Genomic DNA, 24,953 nt, shown 5'->3' on the forward strand with positions numbered 1-24,953 from the left:
TTTTTTACAATAAAGCGGCTTTCCTATCCCTTATCTTTGTGTCATCAAATTAAAAACAATTGATTTATGGCTAGGAAAACATTAAAAGAACAAGCTGTAGAGTTATTGCAGCAATGTGAGGTCGTAGTATTGACTTCAATCAATAAAGAAGGGTATCCACGTCCTGTTCCAATTAGTAAAATAGCAACCGAAGGTATTTCTGTTGTATGGATGGCTACCGGAGCTGAGTCACTGAAAACTAAGGATTTTCTTTCCAATCCGAAAGCGGGTTTGTGCTTTTATGAAAAAGGAGACAGTGTAGCTTTAACGGGTGAAGTAGAAGTCGTGACAGATGAGAAACAGAAAGCAGCACTTTGGCAAGACTGGTTTATTGCTCATTTTCCCGGTGGTCCTACCGATCCAAATTATGTGTTGCTGAAATTCAAGTCTAATCATGCAACTTACTGGATTGATGGAACATTTATTCACCGACAACTTTAATTTATCAATCTATGAGGGTGTCGGACACCCTCTTAACACTGATCTTTTCTACCATTGTAATGTCAGATTATAATCTGGTTCAGGAATAATCTGCATTGCAATTTGGGCACAGGCTTCTGCATCTGCCAGTGCATGGTGATGATTGGTTAAGTCATATCCACATTTTGCTGCAACTGTATGTAATTGGTGATTGGGGAGTTCGTTTTTGAATATTTTCCGGGAAGCCCGGCAAGTACAATAAAACTTATAATCCGGATAGGTCATCTTATAGACTTCATAAACAGCTTTTAAACATCCTTCATCAAAAGGACTATTGTGTGCTACGAGTGGCAGACCTTGGATATGGGGTGCTATTTCCAACCAGACGGTAGGAAAGTCATTAGCTTCTGCCGTATCAATGGCTGTCAAACCATGAACAGCAGTAGTCCATCGTGTATAGTAATTAGGACGGGGACGAATGAGACTGTATATTCTGTTTACAATCTTTCCGTTCCGTACAATAACTATTCCGACACTACATACGCTGGTACGTTGTTCATTTGCGGTTTCAAAATCAATGGCTACAAAGTTTCTCATTAATCTCCTGCTGCATTTAAAAAACTAAATCACAAAGATATTCTTTTTCTTTTCAATAACTTACCTTTGCAATACAATAATTAATTTATATCTTTATTGTCTAGTGATTATTCATGTGGCTATAAGATGCAGAATCGTAGGCTGTTTTCTCAGTTCAGAACCCAATCTTTTCTTTAAAAAGTGTAATAGATATTACGTTTCTTTTATTTCTAATCCTTTATCTTTGTGAAAAAATCTTTTTATATGATGAAGTTTCCAATTCTAAATCGAATATTCCCTTCGTATAGGTGGAAAGTGACAGCAATCATTATTACCGGTATTATTGTAGGCGGAGGGGGCTTATTCATGTATCAGCTTCGTGTACATACTTATTTGGGTGATGATCCGGCAGCTGTGTGAACTGTCATATCATGGCACCATATTATGCGACCTGGTTTCATAGTTCTCATGCCCGGAATGCGACTTGCAATGATTGTCATGTACCTCATAAAAATGCAGTAAAGAAATGGGTATTCAAAGGTATGGATGGAATGAAACATGTAGCCGCATTCCTTACGAAAAGTGAACCGCAGGTAATTCAGGCTCATGAAGCCAGTTCTCAAGTGATTATGAATAACTGTATTCGTTGCCATACACAATTGAATATGGAAATTGTGAAGACGGGAAAGATAGACTATATGATGTCACAAGTTGGAGAAGGAAAAGCCTGTTGGGATTGTCATCGTGATGTACCTCATGGTGGAAAGAACTCACTTTCCGGTACTCCGGCGGCTATCGTACCTTATCCGAAATCTCCTGTACCAGAGTGGCTTCGGAAAATGATGAATGATCAATAATACAACATAAATAAAATAGAAAAACAATATATAATGATGGAAAAGAAATTAAAATCATGGCAAGGATGGCTATTGTTCGGAGGTTCAATGGTTATTGTTTTTGTTTTGGGATTGTGTGTTTCTGCGCTGATGGAACGGAGAGCGGAAGTAGCAAGTATATTCAATAATCGTAAAAACGTTATCAAAGGAATTGAGGCTCGTAACGAACGCTATAATGATGATTTTCCTCGTGAATATCAGACGTGGATGGAAACAGCCAAGACAGATTTTGAAAGTGAGTTTAATGGGAATGTAGCAGTTGATGTGTTGGAGAAACGTCCTGAGATGGTTGTTCTCTGGGCCGGATACGCATTCTCTAAGGATTATTCTACTCCGCGCGGACACATGCATGCAATTGAAGATATAACTGCATCTCTGCGTACTGGAGCACCTATGAATCCGACCGAAGGTCCTCAACCTTCTACTTGTTGGACATGTAAAAGCCCGGATGTTCCTCGTATGATGGAAGCTCTTGGCGTAGATTCATTTTATCATAATAAATGGGCTGCATTTGGGGATGAAATAGTGAATCCGATCGGGTGTTCTGATTGTCACGATTCGGAAACAATGAATCTTCATATCAGTCGTCCGGCTTTGATTGAGGCTTTCCAACGTCAAGGTAAGGATATCACAAAAGCTACTCCGCAAGAAATGCGTTCACTGGTATGTGCACAGTGTCATGTAGAATATTATTTCAAAGGTGATGGCAAATATCTGACATTCCCTTGGGATAAAGGTTTCACAGTAGAAGATATGGAAGCATATTATGATGAGGCAGGTTTTTATGATTATATTCACAAGTTGAGTCGCACTCCGATTTTGAAAGCTCAACATCCTGATTATGAAATAGCACAGATGGGGATTCATGGGCAGAGAGGTGTTTCTTGTGCAGACTGTCACATGCCGTATAAGAGTGAAGGTGGTGTAAAATTTAGTGATCACCATATACAAAGTCCGTTGGCAATGATAGATCGTACTTGTCAGGCTTGTCATCGCGAGAATGAAGAAACATTGCGAAACAACGTTTACGAACGCCAACACAAAGCGAATGAAATCCGTAATCGTTTGGAACAGGAACTTGCAAAAGCACATATCGAAGCAAAATATGCTTGGGATGCGGGAGCTACAGAAGACCAGATGAAAGATGTACTTGCTTTGATTCGTCAGGCACAATGGCGTTGGGATTTTGGAGTTGCTTCACATGGTGGTTCGTTTCACGCTCCTCAGGAAATTCAAAGAATACTTTCTCATGGACTTGATCGGGCTATGCAAGCTCGTTTGGCAGTATCCAAAGTATTAGTCAAGAATGGTTTTATAGAAGAAGTTCCAATGCCTGATCTTTCTACTAAAGCGAAAGCACAGCAATATATTGGTTTGGATATGGATGCAGAAAAGGCAGCAAAAGAGAAATTCCTGAATACAACAGTTCCTGCCTGGTTGCAGAAAGCAAAGGCAACAGGTCGTTTGGTACAGAAATAAAAACAGATATATGTGGAGTAAACCGTGGAGTTATAAAGAAGGTCTGTTGATTGGTATGGGCTTGCTGGTAACAGGATTTCTGTTGCATGTGACTGTAGGAGCTATCAATTGGAACTTATTCGCCTATCCGGTCAATGTGATTGTATTAATAGTTTATATTATCGGACTAGTCAGTATGCATCTTCTTCATAAACGCGTTTACTTGTTTGGATGGCTGAGTCATTATTCTGCGGCAGTTTCCTCCTTAGTATGGGTGACATTGCTGACAGTAATGATGGGACTTATCCGACAAGCTTCTTCCGGTAATTCTCCTGGGGATATCTTGGGCTTTTCCCGAATGATTTCGTCCTGGTCTTTTGTGCTACTCTATTTCTGGATGGTTACGGTTTTGGGATTAACCATCCTTCGTGTCGGCTTTCCTTTGAAAGTAAGCAAATTATCTTTCTTGCTTAATCATATAGGGCTATTCATAGCTTTGATAACTGCTACTTTGGGAAATGCCGATCTGCAACGACTGAAGATGACGACACAGATAGGAAATACAGAATGGCGGGCTTCTGACGAACAGGGACAATTAATAGAACTGCCGTTGGCCATCGAATTGAAGGATTTTACGATTGATGAGTATCCTCCCAAACTGATGCTGATTGACAATGAAACGGGAAGTGCGATTCCTGAAAAATCTCCTGTTCATCTCTTACTTGAAGAAAATGTGACTGATGGAGCATTGCAGGATTGGCAACTAACAATCTTGCAATCTATTCCGACGGCTGCCTCTGTGACTACTGAAGATACATTGAAATTTACGGATTTTCACTCCATGGGAGCAACGTATGCCGTTTATTTGAAAGCTGTGAATCAGAAGAAACAGTTAACTAGAGAAGGGTGGGTTAGTTGTGGCAGTTTCCTTTTTCCATATAAAGCATTACGTCTTGATTCATTGACCAGTCTTGTAATGCCGGAACGTGAACCTCAGCGTTTTGCCTCGGACGTAAAAGTCTATACGCAGACAGGAAAGATTACGGAAGCGACCATAGAAGTAAACCGTCCGTTAGAGTTGGAAGGGTGGAAGATTTATCAATTAAGTTACGATGAATTGAAAGGGCGGTGGAGCGATATTAGTGTCTTTGAGTTGGTTCGGGATCCTTGGCTACCTGCAGTTTATACAGGAATTGTAATGATGATGATCGGAGCTATCTGTTTGTTTGTGAATGCTCAGAAGAGGAAAGAGGAGGAAAAAGTATGAGTTGGGAACATTTCATCTTATTTGCAATAGCGGCACTTATCTGTTGGGGATTAGGAGCGTTTACTGCCTGGCGTGGAAAGAAAACGGGATGGTCGTATGGATTTACTATACTGGGATTGGCTATCTTCTTCAGTTTTATCATTGGTTTCTGGTTGTCTCTGGAACGTCCTCCGATGCGTACAATGGGAGAGACTCGGCTGTGGTACTCTTTTTTCCTGCCACTTGCTGGATTGATAACCTATAGCCGTTGGAAGTATAAATGGATTCTTAGTTTCAGTTTTATCCTTTCACTAGTATTTATCTGTATTAATATTTTTAAGCCAGAGATTCATAATAAGACCTTGATGCCTGCTCTTCAAAGTCCATGGTTTCCTCCTCATGTGATTGTGTATATGTTTGCTTATGCCATGTTAGGGGCGGCAACGGTGATGGCAATTTATTTACTTTGGTTCAAAAAAAAGACCATCGAACGGAAAGAAGTGGATTTGTGTGATAACCTCACTTATGTTGGTTTTGCATTTATGACATTGGGTATGCTTACAGGAGCAGTCTGGGCAAAAGAAGCTTGGGGACATTATTGGGCATGGGATCCAAAAGAGACATGGGCGGCAGCTACTTGGTTTGCTTATCTGATATATATTCATTTCAGATTGGGGAAACCCTTGCAGGTTCGCCCGGCATTAATTATTCTTTTAGTCTCATTCGTATTATTGCAAATGTGCTGGTATGGAATTAATTATCTTCCATCTGCACAGGGAGTCAGTGTACATATTTATAACTTAAATTGAAATAATAGATGAAAACACTTTATTGGTCATTTATTCTTATGCTATTGCCAAGCATGGCATATACACAAAACACAGAGAAAGAGAATGAATTTACGATGTCCATGCAAATCAGACCTCGTGCCGAGTATAGGAATGGAGCTTTGTTTCCTCGGAATGAAGGGCAGAAGGCTGCATCCTTTATCAATAATCGTGCCCGCTTGTCTATGGATTATAAGCGCTCGGATCTGGAAATCAAAATGTCTGCTCAGCATGTCGGTGTCTGGGGACAAGATCCGCAGATTGACAAGAACGGACGTTTCATCTTGAATGAGGCTTGGACGAAACTGAATTTCGGACAGGGATTTTTTGCACAACTAGGTCGTCAAACATTGGTTTATGATGACGAGCGTATCTTAGGAGGGTTGGATTGGAATGTGGCCGGTCGATATCATGATGCGTTGAAGTTAGGATATACCAATAAAAATAATGAACTTCACCTTATCCTCGCTTTCAATCAGAATGATGAAAAAAAGATAGGTGGTACTTATTATAATGACGCTATCGGACAACCTTACAAGAATATGCAAACAGTTTGGTATCACTATAAAGCAAATAAAGTTCCGTTTGATGCTTCTCTGCTATTTATGAATCTGGGATTAGAAACGGGAGATGCAGCTACACAGGACTCTCATACCCGTTACTTGCAAACAATGGGAACTTATCTCACATATAAGAATAATAGTTGGAACTTAGATGGTGCTTTCTACTATCAGATGGGTAAGAATAAAAATACGGAGAAAGTTTCAGCTTTGATGGGAAATGTACAGGCTGCTTATACTTTTAATCAGACATGGGGAGCGGTAATCAGCTTGATTATTTAAGTGGTGATAAAGGTAATGGAGATAAATATAAAGCTTTTGATCCTCTTTACGGGACGCATCATAAGTTTTACGGAGGAATGGATTACTTCTATGCTTCTTTGTTTAAAGACGGATTTGCACCGGGGCTTGTGGATAGTCGTGTTGGAGTCTGTTTCCATGCATCTACCAAAGTAGATATGGAACTGAATTATCACTATTTTACCACTGCGGTTAAACTAGCGGATTTGAGCAAATCATTAGGCTCAGAGGTTGATTATCAGATTAATTGGGTAGTTATGAAAGATGTGAAACTGTCTGCTGGATATTCTTTCATGCGTGGTACAAAAACAATGGATGTAGTGAAAGGAGGAGATCATAAAAGTTGGCAGGACTGGGGATGGGTCTCGCTGAATATAAATCCGAAAGTTTTATTCGTAAAATGGTAACAAGCATATCTTATATAATTTCAAATTGTGCCACTTCGGTGGCACAGTTGTGTCGGTAAGATGGTACGACTGTGTCACTAGGGTGGCATAAGTGTGCCATCAAGGTGGCACAACATTGTTTATTAAATAGGAAATAATGTTGTAATACTACTCTACAGAATAGGGCACCTATTGAACTAAAATAAAATGAATAGATAATGAGTGAGTGCCCCGTAAACAGGGGATGATTTAAATGTATTTTTCTAATGCCGTTTGGTTCAAAATCTCTATTCGCTTTCCTTCCATTGTGATTAGTTGTTCCTTGATCATTTTATTGATTTCTTTGGATAAAGCAGGACGTGTTACGTTTAGATATTCGGCCAATTGAGACTGAGTGTGCATAATATTCACTATCAAAGAGTCCTTCTTCTTATGCTCAAACAGGTAAACAATGAATCTTTCCCGCACAGTCTTACGTGAAAGAGGTTTTAATCGAGATACTGTGCAAATGTTGCAATTACCAGCAATACATAGAAAATTATGCAGTACTTGAGGGTCTTGACTGATGACTTTGAAAGTCGATTCTTTAGTAGCCATCAACACTACACTATTTTCAATAGCTGTGAAAGTGGCAGGTAGTGTATTGTTTGAGTTAAACAGATGGGGAGTGGCAAAAGTGCGTGGAGCAATGATGTATTCAATCATCACTTCATTTCCTAGTCCGTCGATAATGTCAGTACGCAATTTCCCCTCTAACAATACAAAGAGCTTATTACAAGGTGTACCTTGCATAACGACAATTTCCTTTTTATCTGCTTCATAAACCACAAACTCCAACTTATCAAGCAAAGAGTGCTTGATATTTAAGGGTAATTCCTGAAAAAGAGGAATTTTAAATAACTTTTCTTTATGCGAATCGGATAGCGGGATCTTTCTCATTGTTTTGTGATATTGTGTAATAGGACAAAGATAGAAATTATAAATGGCTCGGAAAAATTTTTCTTCTTTTTGTTGCTTGTTTGGAGCTTGTTGGTGAGTCTGGGAGTTAAGAATTCCCTTCTTCATTTAGAACTAATTTCTGGCTAAGTATTTGATCTGCCATAGAATTATCCTAATTTTGTGGCAGAACTTTTTGTTGGGTATAATTCTAAAATCAAAATCATGGGATATACAATAACCACCCTTGTAGAGAATTGTGTCTATGGACGCAAATTGCAAGCTGAACATGGGCTATCTCTTTATATTGAGGCCTCCGGTTATCGATTGCTCTTTGATACAGGTGCATCCGATCTGTTCATACGTAATGCGCGTTTGTTACATATTGATCTGCAAACAGTAGATTATTTGATTCTTTCTCATGGTCATAGTGACCATACAGGCGGGTTACGTTATTTTCTGGAATTGAATAGCCGAGCAACAGTCGTTTGTAAACGAGAAGTTTTTTCTCCGAAATTTAAGGATGATCGTGAGAATGGAATCAAACATACACAGACATTCGAAATTTCCCGCTTTCGTTTCATTGATGACCAAACAGAACTTGTTCCCGGAGTTTTTCTTTTCCCGTCTTTTGAGATTGTAGATCAAGAAGACACTCATTTTGAACGTTTTTGGGTACAGCAGGAAGAGGGCCGTAAAATACCTGATACCTTTCAGGATGAATTGGCGGTGGCTTTGGTTGATTCTAAGGGGCTGAATGTGCTAAGTGCATGTTCTCACCGCGGAATTACGAATATATTGCGGACTATACAGGAGGCATTTCCCGGACTCTCTTGTAATCTGGTATTAGGTGGCTTTCATATTCATAATGCGGAAGAGCAGAAATATCGGGTGATTGCGAGTTACTTAAGGAACTTTTTACCTCTTCAAATAGGTGTTTGTCATTGTACAGGGGTAGATAAGTATGCATTCTTTTATCGGGATTTTGGGGAGAGAATATTCTATAACTATACAGGAAGAATTATCCAAACTGATTTGAAAAATAATATATAATTGATTGATATGAAGAAATTTATTACATGTTTAACACTTGCGCTGACGGCATTATCCGGTTATGCTGTCACCCCTTTATGGATGCGTGATGCACGTATCTCACCGGATGGAACGGAAATTGTGTTTTGTTATAAAGGAGATATTTATAAAGTACCTTCCCAAGGAGGTACTGCTACTCAATTGACAACGCAAGCATCCTATGAAGCCAATCCGGTATGGTCGCCCGACGGAAAGAAAATAGCATTTGCCAGTGACCGTAACGGTAATTTTGACCTTTTTATTATGTCTGCCAATGGAGGAGTAGCTCAACGACTTACGAGTCATTCAGCTTCAGAAATACCTTCGGCTTTTACTCCTGACGGGCAGTATGTACTTTTTTCAGCTTCTATTCAAGACCCTGCAAGTAGTGCATTGTTTCCTTCTGGAGCAATGACAGAATTATATAAAGTTCCTGTAAACGGAGGGCAGACAGAACAAGTACTGGCAACACCTGCCGAACGAGTTTGTTTTGACAAAGTGGGGAAGAACTTTCTTTATCAGGATCAAAAAGGTTTTGAAAATGAATGGAGAAAACATCATACATCGTCGATTACAAGAGATCTTTGGTTATATGATATCCAGAACGGAAAGCATACGAATCTGACCAATCGGGGAGGAGAAGATAGGGATCCGGTTTTTGCGCCGGATGGAAATTCAGTTTATTTTTTGAGTGAACGTAACGGAGGATCATTTAATGTCTATTCTTTCCCATTGAATGCTCCTCAGCAGGTGAAGGCTATAACTGAGTTCCGTACTCATCCGGTACGATTCCTGTCGGTGAGTGATAAAGGTACGTTGTGTTATACTTATGACGGTGAACTTTATACACAGGAGACAAATGCTCGTCCTAAGAAAGTGAAAGTGGAATTAGTTCGTGATGATGAGCCTCAACTGACTACATTAAGATTCTCTCAAGGAGCAACTTCTGCCAGCGTATCGCCTGACGGAAAGCAAGTCGCTTTTATCGTACGTGGTGATGTTTTTGTGACTGCGACAGAATATGGAACAACAAAACAAATAACAAATACTCCGGCTGGCGAGTCTGCTGTTTCTTTTGCTCCAGACAACCGTACATTGGTTTATGCTAGTGAACGGAATGGCAATTGGCAACTTTATACCGCTAAAATAGCTCGTAAAGAAGAAGCGAATTTTCCAAATGCAACTCTTATCGATGAGGAAGTGTTGCTTCCTTCACAAACAGTAGAACGTACTTATCCGCAATATTCTCCGGATGGCAAAGAATTGGCTTTTATTGAAGATCGTGTTCGGTTGATGGTGTATAACTTGGAGACGAAAAAGGTACGTCAGGTTACGGATGGTTCTACCTGGTTTAATACAGGAGGTGGTTTTGATTATGAATGGTCGCCCGACGGTAAATGGTTTACCCTTGAATTTATAGGAAACCGTCATGATCCTTATTCGGATATAGGTATTGTCAGTGCTGAAGGAGGAGAAATCACTAATCTGACAAATAGCGGATATATCAGTGGTTCTCCGCGTTGGGTGCTCGATGGAAATGCAATTCTTTTCCAAACAGAGCGTTATGGTATGCGTGCACACGCTTCGTGGGGATCACAACAGGACGTTATGCTAGTATTTTTGAATCAGGATGCTTATGATCGTTATCGCTTAAGTAAAGAGGATTTTGAGTTACTCAAAGACTTTGAGAAGGAACAGAAAAAGGCAAAAGAGAAAGAGAAGGAAGGAGACAAGAAGAAAGACGGAGATAAGGTTAAAAAAGAGACGGAAGATAAAGACAAGAATAAAACCGAAGATAAAAAAGAGGATAAGAAAGATATTGTCGTGGAACTTAAAGGGATTGAAGACCGAATTGTACGTCTCACTCCTAATTCATCTAATTTAGGTAGTGCTATCTTGTCGAAAGATGGAGAAAATCTTTATTATTTCTCAGCTTTTGAAGGAGGATATGATCTCTGGAAAATGAATCTTCGTGAGAAGAATACGAAACGTCTGCATAAATTGAACTCAGGATGGGCATCGTTGATGCTTGATAAAGATGGAAGTATATTCTTATTGGGCAGTAGAAATATGCAAAAGATGGATGCGAAATCGGATGCCTTGAAATCCATTAATTATCTGGCTGAGATGAGGATGGACTTGGCAGCCGAACGGGAGGCTATGTTTGACCATGTATATAAGCAACAGCAAAAACGTTTTTACAATCTCAATATGCATGGAATAGATTGGGATACTATGACTGCCGCTTATCGCAAATTTCTGCCTCATATCGACAATAATTATGACTTTGCCGAATTGTTGAGCGAGTGGTTAGGTGAACTAAATGTATCACATACCGGAGGACGCTATTATCCGAGAGGTAATGGAGATGTGACTTCTAATTTAGGTTTATTGTTTGACTGGACTTATCAGGGAAAGGGTATGCAGATAGCTGAGATTGTGGAGAAAGGGCCGTTCGATCATTCTCGTACCAAGGTCAAGACGGATGTATCATTGAAAAGATAAATGGAGAAGAGATTACTTCTGATAATAATATAACGAACTTGTTGAACAATCAAGCAAGAAAGAAAACGCTGGTTTCTATCTATGATCCACAGAGTAAAGAGCGCTGGGATGAAGTGGTCATGCCAATCACAAGCGGACAGTTGAATGGATTATTATATGATCGGTGGGTGAAACAACGTGCGGCAGATGTTGAGAAGTGGTCAAATGGACGGTTAGGATATGTTCATATTCAGTCTATGGGAGATGATAGTTTCCGTACTATTTACTCGGATATATTGGGGAAATATAATAATTGTGAGGGGATTGTAATTGATACGCGATTTAATGGAGGTGGTCGTTTGCACGAAGATATTGAAATCCTATTCAGTGGACAGAAATATTTCACTCAAGTGGTGCGTGGGCGTGAAGCTTGTGATATGCCCAGCCGCCGTTGGAATAAGCCTTCTATTATGTTGCAGTGCGAAGCCAACTATTCGAATGCACATGGTACTCCTTGGGTATATAGCCATCGTAACATAGGCAAACTTGTCGGAATGCCTGTGCCGGGTACGATGACTAGTGTGTCCTGGGAAACTTTACAAGATCCTTCATTAGTTTTTGGTATTCCTATTATTGGTTATCGTTTGCCTGATGGTAGTTATTTGGAAAATAGTCAATTGGAACCGGACATTAAAGTAGCCAATAGTCCTGAAAAGGTGGTTAAAGGTGAAGATACACAATTGAAAGCTGCGGTTGATGAGCTTTTAAAAGAGGTGGACGGATTAAAGAAATAGGAGGATCTTATTTTTAGAATTATCATATTTCTGATGCGTGGATTTTACAGATTCAATAAAGAGTTCGGTAAAATCCACGCTTAATTGTTTATGACACTGTCCAAAATATTGTGTAAGTGGAAACAGGATTCAGTTATAGGTTCTCTTTATAGGTACTATAGAATATTTTGTGTGATATACTATCCATTAATTCTTGTCATTTCCCTTGTTTGCAATAGAAAAAATCACAGCAAAACAACTACCTTTTCCTACTTCTGAATATACTTCTATGCGTCCTGATAGTTTTTCAATAATAACCTTACAAATAGGAAGTCCGAGACCGCTTCCTTGTCCAAACTCATCGCTCTTGTAAAAACGGTTAAAGATCATCATAAGTTCCTTATCATCAATTCCCTTACCGCTGTCTTTCACATATATGCAAACTTCATTGCGAGTCTGGTCAATTTTACATCCTAATGTGATATACCCACTTTGAGTAAACTTGTTGGCATTGTTCAATAAGTTAGAAATAACTTGGATGAAGCGTGATCGGTCTATATTTACAGGCAGAAGCATTGTTTCATCTAATTCAAGATGAAACTGCAAGGAAGGTTGGATTAATGACTGATATTGAAAATAAATTTCTTTGATAATTTTTGTTACATCCCATACTTTTATATCAAAATCCATGTTACCAGAGTCTAAATGGGATATTTCCAGCACATCATTTATAAGCTTTAAAAGCAGTTCATTATTATGATTAATGATTTCCAGCATACTTTTTTTTTCATCTTGGTCGATTTCGTCGGCACTTTCTACCAATAAGTTAGTGAATCCTACAATGGCATTGAGTGGGGTACGAATTTCATGACTCATGTTATTGAGGAAGGATTGTTTCAATTCAGCCTTTTCAGCTATCTCTTTGGCTAAAATAAGTTGATGTTCGCGTTCTACAACTTCTTGGATATTCTGCATAATACCTGCTAGCATCGTTTCACCTTGTGCATCAGTCAGGCTACGGCATCGGAGTTCATACCAATGATAGTCATTCTTGTCGTTGAAACAGAATCGTATACGCAATATTTGTATGCTTGGAGATTTGTATAGTGTTTCGTTATATGGATCTAATAGTTGCAAATCATCAGGATGTACATACTTTAAAAGATCAGTTTGTGTAAAACGACGTTGTTTTAGTCCTGTCAAACGAATAAAATGGTCGTCAAATTCTATTTCACCCCTGTGCATATTCCAGAGCGAAATCTGACCTCCATCTGTAGAAAGAGTCAATCGCTTATGGGCTTCCTGAAGAATATTCAGATTTTTATGTTCGATCAGAGAATGCCGGTAAATACGTAGTAATATAGTGGATATAACGATGAATGCAAGAATAAATAATCCGATTAAAAAATAGAGTTCCTTGCGATAACGATCATGAAAAGAATAATTGATAATGCGTACATTTGAGGATACATTTTTAATATCATAATCATTATAAGCTGAGAAACAAGTCCAGTCTAATACATATTCTTTCTCTAAATCTCTTATTTTAACTATACCGATTTTTTCTTTATTGAATAACTGGATAGCCAGATTGACAGCAGCTCGGGCAGAAATCTCTTCAGTGGCCATATAGCCTCCCACAATGTTTGCCCCTTCTCCGAATCCTCGGTGTAAACAACTGAAAGAAGGGATATTTAGAGTTTTGACTGTTGGAAGTACTGCTAAATCGAATTTATCGAGTAAAAATACTCTTTTCTCCTGATCGGACTTTGATCTATCTAATATAGAAAGTAAAGAACTGTTTTTAATGTATTGGAAAGGACAAAGGCTAATCATCAAATCTTCCTTTTTATTATTGGCAACTGCTGGCATGAGACTATAATATTCAATCATTTGTCTCATCTCTTTATATTCAAATTCATTGGTAAATGCTGATTGTGGGCTTAGAAAACGCACATTTTTTCTATCAACGATATGAGTTAATAAGTCAAAGGATTGACGTCCGGGTGGAGTTAAATCAATGTTATAAATAACTTCTATGCTTTTATGAGGTTGTAATGACTTTATAAATTCAATGTTACGTTTAAAGTCCGGAGTATCACGTAAAAATATATTTTTCTGGTCTCATATTCTTTAATAAGTTTCTCGTCAGGGAAATGTACATTGCAAGCTACTACGGGAATGGAGGAAAGGAGGCGGTGTTTGGTGGATAATAAAGAATTGACAGATTGATCTCCAACTGTCAGGATTAGATCGATAGGCTTATTTTTGATAGTCTCCAAATAATTACTCATATTTTCTATTCCAACTTTCTGGCAGGAATTATTGCAATCAAGATAGAAGTTATTGAAAATAGGCTCTATTCCTTGTTCTCTGAACTCCTGTTTTAAAAGTTCTTCAAAATTTCCGTTGCCAATGCCGTTTTCCGAGAAAGAATATATGAGGGAGATATATTTATGTGTTCTATTATTTGTGATATACCACCGTTTGAAGTTATAGCCACATAAAAAGGTGACTAACAAACAGACAACGATGAATATGTATTTATACTTAAAATTAACAAATGTCATAACTTAATTTTATTCCAACAAGAGTAATATAATTTTCAAGATAGTAGAGTTCTCGGTTAAATATATATTATTGAGTATTTTCCTTATGAACTATTTTGCTGAATTTTATATTTTCTAGTTGTATTTCTCATTTGATTGTTTGCTTTGTTCCCTATTTCTTAGAAAGTAGTATGGAACTGTTAATTCACCTCTCTTTCTCATGATAGTGATTTTAATAACTGTGTTAATTCTTCTCTCCAGTCAGTATCATTTTGAGGTTGGAATGTATAGAATCCTAGTTTTTTTCCGATACCTATATTTACACTTCCGTCATCTACAAAAATAGTTTCTGAAGGAGTTATCTTACTATCTTTTATCATGAAATTGAAAATCTCAGGTTCCGGTTTTGTGTAACCTATTTGATAGGATAGATAAAGTTTCTCACAATAATCAGCCAAGGATTTTCCTTGTGATGAGAATTGAGGACTACATGCCCACGACATCACATAAGGATTGGTATTGCTTAAAATGTATATACGATATGATTTTTTAAGTTCTAATATATAATCTAATTTGCGTATATCTATTCCTGTAATGAATCCCATCCATGCTTGTTGGACTTCTTCTATAGTAAGCTCTCTACTACATAGTTTGCTTAATTCTTTCCGGAATTCATCAACACTTAATTTACCTTCTTCTAATTCCTGGAAAATACCAGTTTGGTGATATTTATCCAAACGTATTTCTGCATCCTTTAATCCTATTTTGAAGAATGCCTGAACTGCTTTGTCACGACTAATATCGGCAATAACACCACCGAAATCGAATACTATATTTTTTATCATATTTTTAAAGCTCTACGTAATAAAGATAGAACTAAAAGCTTTTAATTTAGTCACTGCTCTTTTTAATTATCTAAAGTCTGCTAATAACTTTTTAGACTGTTACTTATAATTTAAATGTAGGATTCAGACATATATTAGTGAAATTACGATTTTTTCAAATAGGTATTATAGATGGATTTAAATGTATTCTCATCTCCTTGTTTTATTTCACAATCGTTCTTTTTCATACTTTTAATAATGTCCATAAATAAAATTTAATTGATCAAAGATACAAATATATTCTGGGAATTCAATTTTTTAGAGAGAAATATAGCTTTGATGTTATGAATTTGAATATTACAAATGTGCTGTAAAGTTATGGTAACTTATGAAGTATTTTGTAACTTTGAACTTATTATGTGTAACCAAAGTAAATTAAATATGAGAAACACAAAGTTTAGAATAGAAGTAATTTTATTAAAGTTATTTACATTTATACTATGTAGTGCTATGACACCTACCCAAATGCAGGAGAAAGATCAAATTCCGATTAAAATAACATTTGATCAGCCGGGAGCACTTTACCATGTTAAAGAAAAGGGAACAGCTTTTATACAAGTTCCGGATTCCTATCAGGAAGTGATAGTAGAATTATTAGATACAGATAGAAAAGTGTTGACCCGGAAACCGTTTTCGATAGAAAAGAAGGAGCATTCTCCCATTCACTATCCACTTAAACAAAAGGATTTAGGATATTATACTCTAAAGGTGATTGCTGTGTCCGGGATAAAAACTGACACTATCGAAGGAGGATTTGGAGTAATACCGAATGTAACTCTTACAAAAAAAGATTGGGATTCTCCTTTTGGTATTTGCGGGCATTTTACCCGATATGATTATAAGAAATGGAAGATTGCAGCAGTGCAACAGAAGTTGGGTATAGCTTGGGTACGTGATGAAAGTAATTGGAAGAAAGTTATTGAAGACGGATTAAAGAGCGATCCTGATTTGGATTATCTGGATAGCCATCATATCTGCTGGCTCAATTTGTTTGGATATGTAGATTCATTTAATGGTGTACAAAATAAGAAAGGCATTTGGACTTGGGATAACGATATATCTATTCTAAAAAAATATGTAGAACTGACTAAAGGACATTTCCCTATATTTGAGTCGCAAAATGAACCTAATAATTTTGGTGGATGGTCGAAACGTTGGCCGCATCCTGAGGGACAACAATGGCGGCCTCAAGGTTGGGGAAAACCGTTTGCGGACCTTATTAAGCAGATGGGAGATTCTATTCGTGAGGTAGATCCATCCATTCAATTAATGTGGCAGGGGGAAGGGGAATGGATTGAATATTTTGTAAATGAAAGAGGAGCAGCTCCTTATATTGATGTTGTTGCAATTCATCCCTATGTGAATGATAAAATCTATCCTGAAACGGAGAAATTCGCTTCCGGTTTTTATAATGAAAATAAGAATAAACTGAAGGAGTTGAAAGTATCAACAGAAATGTGGGTTACGGAAGTGGGTTGGACTACTTATACAAGTGATGGGAAACCTAACCATTATGTACCTGTTACCGAATATGAACAGGCTGCTTATCTGGTTAGAACTTATTTATCACATCTATACTATGGGGCTAAAAAAGTGTTCTGGTATGAGATTGCTGATGAACCGTTCGGAGCTTATAATCCCGAAGCCTTTTTCGGTATTCTCAGATTTAATGAATCTCTTAGTGTGAAACCGTCTGCCGTAGCATATTCTAATATGATACATAATTATAGATATGCAACTCCTATTGGCAAATATACAGGTTCGACGTATGGATTTGCGTATGATAATAAAGGGAAAACTCAGATGTGTTTGTGGATAGAAAAGGGACATAGCGAAGAGACCTTGCATTTACAGCATACTAAAAAGATAATTGTCACAGATATTTTTGGAAGAATGCAACTATTTAAAGTTGTGGACGGAAAAGTAACTATTTCTGTCGGATACTTACCTGTGACAATAACAGGTATTGATAAAAAGGATTTTAAGAAGTTATATATTCCTCGAATGATTGTAGAATAATAATGGATCGTTATTGACTATCTGTCAAACTCTTTTTTATGTTTTTTCGTTATATTCTATGAAGTTGTATTGCTGTAGTAGTGGCAACGAAAATAATTGTTTTATTGAACCTGGTTCATATTTTAGCAAATCATTTTTTAATTTATAGTAATTATGAAAAATCTAAATGTAATGGCGGGAGTGTGCTTGTTGGCAATGACAGCTTGTACACCCCAACAAGTAAGTGTGAAGGGAGTGATCTCTGACGTTACAATGAATACTTTAACTATCGTTTCTCAATTGGGTGACACCTTAGAGTTTAGTACACTAAATGCCGAAAGAGACTCTCCCAGCGGAATATTATTGGAAGACACTGCTACAGTATATTACAATGGAAAGTATTCTGAAGGAATGTCGGCTACTAAAATAGTAGTGATTCCTCGTGAAAAGGCGCTTTTAGGTGGTGATCGTGATGACCATGGATGTATCGGTTCTGCCGGATATGTATGGTGTGAAGTTCAGCAAGATTGCATACGCCTTTTTGAGAAAGGAATACGTACGGAAGCTATAGACGGGAGTGGCGCTTCTGCTTTTATCGTTTTTAGTCCGGATTCTGTGCGGGCAGAACTTTTCTTTTCTAATAATCAGCCTAATGAAATATTGGATAAACGTAGTTTGCCATACGGTGGATCTGCCTGGAATGTAGAAGACGATGATACAAAGAATGTAAGACTTATAGACGGATTGTGGACAATCAGCCAGAGAGGTAAATTGATCTTTAGTCAGAAAAAGGACGAAGGAAAATAGTTCCTTATCTTTTATCTTTAAAGATGATTGAAGGAGCTGTTTCTCACAAATTGGAAAACGGAGACTTTATTGAAGAACAGAGCGCCTTATTGATGTAAATAGGCGCTCTGTTTGAGTAATCAGAGAAACAGTATGAACTATTATTTATCCGATAAGATTCATAATATCTTCCACAATCTGTTCGTCAGTCAAATGATTGGCACGAAGCAGTTCTTGCAAATCAAAACGATCTACAAACTCTTTTTTTGCTCCGAAGTTAAGAACCTTCATATCCGAGGCCCCATAGTAACGGGCGATCTTTTCACCAAATCCTCCGTCCAATACACCATCCTCCAAAGTAATCACCAGCTGATGATCAGCTTTCAGTTCATTCATGAGTACACTATCCACTCCTGTGATATAACGCGGATTGATTAATGTAGCGTCAATGCCTGTTTGCTTTTTCAATAAAGAGATCACTGACTGTCCTAATCCAAAGAAAGAACCCAAAGCCAGAATTGCTACTTTTGAACCACGATGAGTAATTTTATAACGGTTGGGTTCGCTATAATCAGTATCGACAGGTTCACCACAACTAATAACTTCGGTTGCCGGAACACGAATCGCTACCGGATGTTCGTTTTGACGGATACTCCATTCGAGCATAGCCAGATATTCTTCTTTGCAAGTCGGTGCCAGATAAACCATATTAGGGATGTTGCTAATGAGTGGAATATCGAAGAAACAGAGATGTGTTACATCATTCATACCAGATAATGTTCCCCAGAAAACTAACAACACTGCCGGATTATTATTAATACAGAGATCTTGCGAAAGCTGGTCATAAGAACGTTGGATAAATGTACTATATACTCCATAAACAGGTTTTCCACCATTGGCTGCAATACCTGAAGCCAGCGCTACAGCGTGTTCTTCAGCAATACCGACATCCACGAATTGTTTACCTGCTTCCTGCCGACGATTCGGAGTAAATCCCATAACGGTGGGAGTACCCGAAGTTATTGTTACTACACGTGAATCTTCTTTCATTTTCTTTAGCAGATACCGTGCGGTTACTTCGGAATAATCTCCCGTCTGACCGTAATTCGCTTTCGCTTCTCCTGTTTCTATGTTGAATGGAGTACGCCAATGATAAGTCTCTTTGTTTTGTTCAGCACGTTCATAACCTTTGCCTTTAAGCGTGTTAATATGTACTACAATAGGATGTTGGATATCTTTTACCTTGGAGAAAGCCTCAATCAAAGTTTCCACATTATTGCCATCCTTTACATACATATAATCAAGACCCATAGCTTTGAAGTAGTTACATTCACATTGACCGTTACTGTCACGCAGAGCTTTTAGATTCTGGTATAAGCCTCCATGATTTTCGGCAATGGACATCTGATTATCATTAACGATAATGATCATATTACTACCTAAATCCGCAGCATAATCCAAACCTTCGAAAGCTTCACCGCCGCTTAACGAACCATCGCCTATCACTGCTATTATATTTTCATTTCCTCCATTCAGATCTCGCCCTTTAGCCAATCCGCTTGCCAAACTAATGGAAGTCGATGTATGACCTATAATAAAGAAATCATGTTTACTTTCTTTGGGTTCGGTATAACCTGACACTTCATCATATTTGTCCGGATTAAGAAAGGCATCTTTACGTCCAGTCAGCATCTTGTGCACATAACTTTGGTGTGACACGTCAAATACTATTTTATCTTTTGGAGAATTGAACACATAATGTAAGGCAATAGTCGCTTCCACTATTCCGAAATTAGGTCCAAAGTGCCCTCCATGTTCACTTAACTTTTGCAACAGTGCCATACGAATTTCACCACTTAAACCATTCAGTTCTTTCACTGATAACTTCTTTACATCTTCCGGGGAATAAATATTTTCTAAGTACATACATAAATAATGTTTTAAAATTTTCCTTTTAATTATTGATGCAAAGGTATAGTGGAATCGCGAACCTGATTGTATATAAATTACGGGTTATGTAACCATGATTACTGTTTCTATCAAGAACTGTACTTTTCCTGTAAGAAGAACCGCTCACCCTCAAAAAAGCTAAAAAGTGCCATATAACAACATTTAATGCTAATTTATTGTTAGTTAGTATGCTGTTAATCAGTATTTTTTTATTTTTGTGATAAAATAATAGGGAAATCCCTATAATCGTTTGGGGAAAATCTCCCTTTAAAGGAGAATCTCTTCTTTATCTTTGTAAAGTGAAAAAGTATAAGTAATTATATAAACCGCGATGATATGAAAAAGATTGTTTATTTCCTGTTGATTGCTTTATGCCTCCCGCTAGGCCTGAGGGCACAAAGCGCTGATGATGACCTTTACTTCATCCCTTCTAAAGATAAAAAGGAGAAAAAAGAAACTCCGGTCAAGAAGGAACCGAAGAAACAGGTTACGACCAACATCTATACCTCTCCGGGTACTACGGTCGTTATTCAAGACCGTAAGGGAAAAACACGAGATGTGGATGAATATAATCGTCGTTACGATGCTCGTGACAACGAGTTCGAAATGGAGAATGACACTTTATATATTAAAGGAAAAAAGACTTCAGATTTAGATGGAGAATGGATAAATGGTGAGTTCAACGGAACAGATGAAGATTATGAATATGCAGAACGTATTATTCGTTTTCGTAATCCGCGTTTCGCTATCAGTGTCAATAGTCCGCTCTATTGGGATTTAGTCTACGGAGTTAATTCGTGGGACTGGAACATTTATACTGATGGATTTTATGCTTATGCATTCCCTACATTCGGTAATCCGGCTTGGTGGGATTGGCGCTATAACTCTTTTGGTTGGGGCTGGAATTATGGCTGGGGATGGAATTACGGTTGGGGCTGGAATCGTCCTTACTGTGGTTGGGGATACTATCCTTATTATGGTAGCTACTGGGGTGGCTGGTATGGTGGCGGTTCATGGGGACATCATCATCATCATTGGGGTGGTGGTCCGAGTTGGGGAGGCGTAAGCCGACCTTATTATGGTGGACGCAGTGTACTGAATGCCAATAATCGTGCCCGTTATAGCAGTGGTTCATCATTTTATTCTAGACGAGGTGAGGGAAGCCGTTCCAACTATCAGGGAAGTTCTGTTCGTGGATCATCCAATGGCAGAGTCGTAGGTACTCGGATTCCTACAAATTCCCGTATAGAGGTACATCCGGTACTCGAGGTGAATCCTCTCGTCGTGGTTCATCTACCTATACGCGTCCTAGTAGTACACGTGCTAATACGTCAACTACTACAAGAGAACCATCTACATATCGTCGAAGTTCATCTACGGAAACTCGTAGAAGTTCTTCTTACTCTCGTGGTAATTCTTCTTCATCTTCCCGTGGAAGTTCAACCTATACTCGTGGTAGCTCTTCCTCTACTCGTAGCAGCTCGACTTATTCTCGTGGAAGTTCATCTTCTTCACGTAGTAGTTCAACGTATTCACCGGGTTCTAGTCGCAGTTCATCACCGTCTTATACTCCTTCCAGAAGCAGTAGTCCATCCTATACTCCTTCTCGTAGTAGTAGCCCATCTTATAGCCCTTCTTCTAGTGGAAGTTCTCGTAGTAGCGGTGGTTCTTCTCGCAGTTCTGGTGGTGGCTCTTCACGTTCATCTGGCGGTGGTAGTAGAAGATAGCATAGGGAAGAAAATAGCAAGCAGATAAATGATTGACTAAAGATATAAAGTTATGAAAAATATAGGTAAATTAACCCTAATCGGTGTACTTCTTTTTTGCATGGGTAGCGTGTATGCACAGCCTACTATCTATGATGCCAATCGTTGGATGGGAAGCGACTTAAATGGAACCGCACGTTTTATTGGTATGGGTGGCGCTATGGGAGCATTAGGAGGTGACATTTCAACTATGGGAACCAATCCTGCCGGCATCGGTATATATCGTAGTAATGATGCGATGTTATCTTTTGGCTTTACCAATATAGGTTCCAAACAATCAGGAGGTGGACCGAGCGTAGATAAATTTCGCGGTTCCTTTGATAATGCGGGATTTATACTCTCAACGAAAATAGGAAATTATTCCTCTTTACGTTTTGTAAATTTCGGTTTTAATTATCGCCGTACGAAATCTTTTGATAAGAATATGGTAATGAATGGAATCTTCGGATCGTCTCAAACAGAGACTATGGCAGGAATGTTGAATTATAATGATAAGGGGCAGTATGCTCCATTCCCTGTTGAAACTCTGAACCGGAAAGATGCCTATACAAATCCGGATATACCTTGGCTTGGATTATTGGGATATGACGCACATTTAGCTGTTCCGGAATATCTTGAGAATACAGAAAATCCCGAAGAAGGAGAGTTGTTCAATGGTTATCTTTCATATTTTAACAATGGTGATAAGGTAAGACAAGCTTATACAGCTCGTGAAAGAGGAGGTCTACATTCTTATGATTTCAATGTCTCTTTCAATTTCTATGATCGGTTTTATCTGGGTGCAACTATTGGTGCATATAGTATAGACTATAAACGTACAAGCCTTTATAAAGAGGACTTTACTGATAAGCAAGGTAATGAACAAGGTGGTTATGATCTAGGTAATGACTTCTGGTCTGATGGTAGTGGAGTTGATTTAAAGTTAGGATTTATTTGGCGTCCGATTGAAAGTTCTTCTTTCCGTATTGGGGGTGCAATCCATACTCCAACTTTCTATTCCATAACTGAGAGTAACCGTGCATTTATTGATTATGATTTGAATGTAGAAGGTGTAGCACCCGGATTTGCCGAACCTGTTGATCGTAATAGTAATCCGATGGATGGTGAATTTAAGTATCGCTTGGTAACGCCTTGGAAGTTTAATTTGAGTACAGGATATACATTTGGTTCGGTTGCTGCTGTAGGATTGGAATATGAATATATGGATTACTCATCCGCTAAAATAAAAACTCCCGATGGAGAGGAGTTGCAACAGACTGATGACGTGAAAACAATGATGGATGGAGTTCATACACTTCGTGCAGGAGTTGAGTTCAAGTTAGCTCCCGAATTTGCTTTCCGTCTGGGGTATAATCATGTTACAGCTTCAATGAAATCAAGCGCCTTTAAATATTTGCAGGACAACTCAATCCGTACAGATACGGAGTATTCAAATGCTGGGGCAACTAACAATTACACTTTAGGTTGTGGTTATCGTGGAGAGATGTTCTATGTAGATATGGCTTATCAATATAGTCAATACAAAGAAGATTTCTATGCTTTCTATAATAAGTATTTGGAAGGAACAGAATTAAAGAATAACAATCATAAAGTAGTCCTCACTGTAGGTTTGCGCTTTTAACAGAACAGTTTTCAATTTTCTATAATAACTTTTGTGTGTAAGGAAAATCCCTGGAATGCCAAGTGTCTAAGGCATTACCGGGGATTTTATGTTATATCTGTCCTATTTAAAGCAATTTCCAGTCTTTTGCATCAAAGCAAGGGTAAGCTTTAGTCCATTCTTCTGGTTCTATTTCGCCATAACTGTTGCTAAATCACGATGACCACTATGCGGCAGTTCGGATTATCTTTCAGCAATGTGAGAATCAATACACGCATCGAATGTTTTTGGCATGTGCTCCGATTTTCTCTATTTATACATTTTATTCTCGTACCTTGTAAGTCTTTTAACTTCTGGCTTTTTATAGTGAATATTTAATTGAATGTTTGGTACTAATGTGTATTTTCCTAATAGCCATAGAATTTACGTCCATATTTAATTTCGCAACTTTTGGACTGTTTTAGGAAGGACGCATAGAAGAGCCCATAAGTCATTTGGATATAGTTGACTGTTTTTTATTTTATGGGTTTGGGTAAAAACGCAATTAAGGTTATACTATCTGTAATTGGGGTATAACTTTTTTTCTTCCCTTCCGGGTAAAACATCAAATTCTGTAATTTGGGTAATAATAGCCGTAATATGTCTACAATGATTTTTCTCTATTCTTTCGAATTTTGCAATGTCGAAATTAGGTAATCAATATATTAATCATTAAAATAGGTAAGATATGAGACGAATACTATTATTGCTAGTAACATTTCTAACGTCATTAGGCATCAGCTTTTCCTTTGCGCAGACAGATGCGGATAATTTTTATAAGAGTGATCTGTTGAATACAGAGAAAGTGTCTTTTTCCAATCAGTATAAGATGAAAGTGAGCGGAAACCTTTTCCTGCCTAAAAGTATGAAAGAAGGGGATAAATACCCAGCCATCATTGTTGGTCACCCAATGGGAGCGGTCAAAGAACAGAGTGCGAATCTTTATGCGACTAAGATGGCTGAACGTGGTTATGTTACCTTATCTATTGACCTTTCATTTTGGGGTGAGAGTGAAGGGGAGCCTCGTAATGCTGTCTTGCCGGAAGTCTATGCAGAAACTTTCAGTGCAGCAATGGACTTTTTAGGTACACGTCCGTTTATTGACAGGAATCGTATTGGGGTAATTGGAATTTGTGGTAGTGGAAGTTTTGCTATCAGTGCTGCAAAAATCGATCCTCGCCTCAAAGCTATCGCAACGGTAAGCATGTACGATATGGGAACAGCCAATCGTAATGGATTGAAGCGCGCACTTACTTTGGAACAGAGAAAACAAATTCTTGTTGAGGCAGCCAATCAACGGTATGTGGAATTTATAGGGGGAAAGACTAAATATACCAGTGGTACAGTGCATGAACTGACCAAAGAATCTACCCCGATAGAACGTGAATTTTATGAATTCTATCGTACAT

At 38.2% G+C, this 24,953-nt stretch carries 13 protein-coding genes and 6 pseudogenes; 13 read left to right on the forward strand and 6 right to left on the reverse strand.

Annotated features, from left to right (window positions below):
* Positions 1-66: 66 nt before the first annotated feature.
* The gene (locus tag JCM17102_RS06265; RefSeq protein ID WP_025074446.1) at positions 67-480 is read left to right on the forward strand and encodes a pyridoxamine 5'-phosphate oxidase family protein; all 414 of its coding nucleotides are present in this window, start codon (positions 67-69) and stop codon (positions 478-480) included.
* Between the two features lie 48 nt (positions 481-528).
* On the opposite strand, the gene JCM17102_RS06270 is transcribed toward JCM17102_RS06265, so the two are convergent.
* Positions 529-1,056, reverse strand: a complete 528-nt coding sequence (locus tag JCM17102_RS06270; protein WP_025074447.1) for a 3'-5' exonuclease — start codon at positions 1,054-1,056, stop codon at positions 529-531.
* Positions 1,057-1,299: 243 nt separating this feature from the next.
* Between JCM17102_RS06270 and nrfH the strand changes: the two are divergent.
* The 5 genes and pseudogenes from nrfH (at position 1,300) to JCM17102_RS26440 (ending at position 6,729) form a co-directional block, all read left to right on the forward strand.
* Positions 1,300-1,892: pseudogene (nrfH, locus tag JCM17102_RS26435) on the forward strand (cytochrome c nitrite reductase small subunit).
* Positions 1,893-1,928: 36 nt separating this feature from the next.
* The gene (gene nrfA, locus JCM17102_RS06280) at positions 1,929-3,410 is read left to right on the forward strand and encodes an ammonia-forming cytochrome c nitrite reductase (RefSeq protein ID WP_025074448.1); all 1,482 of its coding nucleotides are present in this window, start codon (positions 1,929-1,931) and stop codon (positions 3,408-3,410) included.
* A gap of 10 nt (positions 3,411-3,420) precedes the next feature.
* Positions 3,421-4,656, forward strand: coding sequence for a cytochrome c biogenesis ResB family protein (locus JCM17102_RS06285; protein WP_025074449.1), 1,236 nt, complete (start codon positions 3,421-3,423; stop codon positions 4,654-4,656).
* Positions 4,653-5,444, forward strand: a complete 792-nt coding sequence (gene ccsA / locus JCM17102_RS06290) for a cytochrome c biogenesis protein CcsA (protein ID WP_025074450.1) — start codon at positions 4,653-4,655, stop codon at positions 5,442-5,444. The genes JCM17102_RS06285 and ccsA overlap by 4 nt, the downstream gene beginning before the upstream one ends.
* An 8-nt stretch (positions 5,445-5,452) precedes the next feature.
* Positions 5,453-6,729, forward strand: a pseudogene (locus JCM17102_RS26440) (alginate export family protein).
* A gap of 228 nt (positions 6,730-6,957) precedes the next feature.
* Here JCM17102_RS26440 and JCM17102_RS06300 read toward each other — a convergent pair.
* Entirely contained in the window at positions 6,958-7,647 is a 690-nt protein-coding gene (locus tag JCM17102_RS06300) for a Crp/Fnr family transcriptional regulator (RefSeq protein ID WP_025074451.1), read from the reverse strand.
* Between the two features lie 222 nt (positions 7,648-7,869).
* Between JCM17102_RS06300 and JCM17102_RS06305 the strand changes: the two genes are divergently transcribed.
* Complete coding sequence (locus JCM17102_RS06305) at positions 7,870-8,697, forward strand: MBL fold metallo-hydrolase (protein ID WP_025074452.1); 828 nt, start codon at positions 7,870-7,872, stop codon at positions 8,695-8,697.
* Between the two features lie 9 nt (positions 8,698-8,706).
* A pseudogene (locus JCM17102_RS26445) lies at positions 8,707-11,993 on the forward strand (S41 family peptidase).
* A 186-nt stretch (positions 11,994-12,179) separates the two neighbouring features.
* Here JCM17102_RS26445 and JCM17102_RS26450 read toward each other — a convergent pair.
* Positions 12,180-14,542, reverse strand: a pseudogene (locus JCM17102_RS26450) (sensor histidine kinase).
* 197 nt (positions 14,543-14,739) lie between these two features.
* Positions 14,740-15,366: an HAD family hydrolase gene (locus JCM17102_RS06320; protein WP_025074453.1), complete on the reverse strand. Its 627-nt coding sequence runs from the start codon at positions 15,364-15,366 to the stop codon at positions 14,740-14,742.
* A gap of 420 nt (positions 15,367-15,786) precedes the next feature.
* On the opposite strand from JCM17102_RS06320, the gene JCM17102_RS06330 reads away from it, so the two are divergent.
* Positions 15,787-17,424, forward strand: coding sequence for a glycosyl hydrolase (locus tag JCM17102_RS06330; protein WP_051572795.1), 1,638 nt, complete (start codon positions 15,787-15,789; stop codon positions 17,422-17,424).
* 153 nt (positions 17,425-17,577) lie between these two features.
* Positions 17,578-18,210, forward strand: coding sequence for a hypothetical protein (locus JCM17102_RS06335; protein WP_025074455.1), 633 nt, complete (start codon positions 17,578-17,580; stop codon positions 18,208-18,210).
* 144 nt (positions 18,211-18,354) lie between these two features.
* Here the strand turns inward: JCM17102_RS06335 and JCM17102_RS06340 are convergent, their stop codons facing one another.
* On the reverse strand, positions 18,355-20,115 hold the full coding sequence (locus JCM17102_RS06340; RefSeq protein ID WP_025074456.1) for a 1-deoxy-D-xylulose-5-phosphate synthase: 1,761 nt from the start codon (positions 20,113-20,115) through the stop codon (positions 18,355-18,357).
* 360 nt (positions 20,116-20,475) lie between these two features.
* Here JCM17102_RS06340 and JCM17102_RS26455 point away from each other — a divergent pair.
* A pseudogene (locus JCM17102_RS26455) lies at positions 20,476-21,866 on the forward strand (dermokine domain-containing protein).
* Between the two features lie 52 nt (positions 21,867-21,918).
* Complete coding sequence (locus JCM17102_RS06350; protein WP_025074457.1) at positions 21,919-23,526, forward strand: hypothetical protein; 1,608 nt, start codon at positions 21,919-21,921, stop codon at positions 23,524-23,526.
* Between the two features lie 106 nt (positions 23,527-23,632).
* On the opposite strand, the pseudogene JCM17102_RS31330 reads toward JCM17102_RS06350, so the two are convergent.
* Positions 23,633-23,801: pseudogene (locus JCM17102_RS31330) on the reverse strand (N-acetylmuramoyl-L-alanine amidase); the annotation flags it as partial.
* Between the two features lie 431 nt (positions 23,802-24,232).
* Between JCM17102_RS31330 and JCM17102_RS06355 the strand changes: the two are divergent.
* On the forward strand, positions 24,233-24,953 hold a 721-nt coding region (locus JCM17102_RS06355; protein WP_025074458.1), incomplete at its 3' end, for an alpha/beta hydrolase.

It is taken from the genome of Bacteroides faecichinchillae JCM 17102 (assembly GCF_000614145.1).
Classification (GTDB): domain Bacteria; phylum Bacteroidota; class Bacteroidia; order Bacteroidales; family Bacteroidaceae; genus Bacteroides; species Bacteroides faecichinchillae.

Bases quoted from the DNA above. Each gene is read 5' to 3' on its own strand.
- JCM17102_RS06340 (WP_025074456.1), bottom strand. From the start codon at position 20,115: ATGTACTTAGAAAATATTTATTCCCCGGAAGATGTAAAGAAGTTATCA.
- ccsA (WP_025074450.1), top strand. From the start codon at position 4,653: ATGAGTTGGGAACATTTCATCTTATTTGCAATAGCGGCACTTATCTGT.
- JCM17102_RS06305 (WP_025074452.1), top strand. From the start codon at position 7,870: ATGGGATATACAATAACCACCCTTGTAGAGAATTGTGTCTATGGACGC.
- JCM17102_RS06320 (WP_025074453.1), bottom strand. From the start codon at position 15,366: ATGATAAAAAATATAGTATTCGATTTCGGTGGTGTTATTGCCGATATT.
- JCM17102_RS06300 (WP_025074451.1), bottom strand. From the start codon at position 7,647: ATGAGAAAGATCCCGCTATCCGATTCGCATAAAGAAAAGTTATTTAAA.
- JCM17102_RS06330 (WP_051572795.1), top strand. From the start codon at position 15,787: ATGAGAAACACAAAGTTTAGAATAGAAGTAATTTTATTAAAGTTATTT.
- JCM17102_RS06270 (WP_025074447.1), bottom strand. From the start codon at position 1,056: ATGAGAAACTTTGTAGCCATTGATTTTGAAACCGCAAATGAACAACGT.
- JCM17102_RS06335 (WP_025074455.1), top strand. From the start codon at position 17,578: ATGAAAAATCTAAATGTAATGGCGGGAGTGTGCTTGTTGGCAATGACA.
- JCM17102_RS06350 (WP_025074457.1), top strand. From the start codon at position 21,919: ATGAAAAATATAGGTAAATTAACCCTAATCGGTGTACTTCTTTTTTGC.
- nrfA (WP_025074448.1), top strand. From the start codon at position 1,929: ATGGAAAAGAAATTAAAATCATGGCAAGGATGGCTATTGTTCGGAGGT.
- JCM17102_RS06265 (WP_025074446.1), top strand. From the start codon at position 67: ATGGCTAGGAAAACATTAAAAGAACAAGCTGTAGAGTTATTGCAGCAA.
- JCM17102_RS06285 (WP_025074449.1), top strand. From the start codon at position 3,421: ATGTGGAGTAAACCGTGGAGTTATAAAGAAGGTCTGTTGATTGGTATG.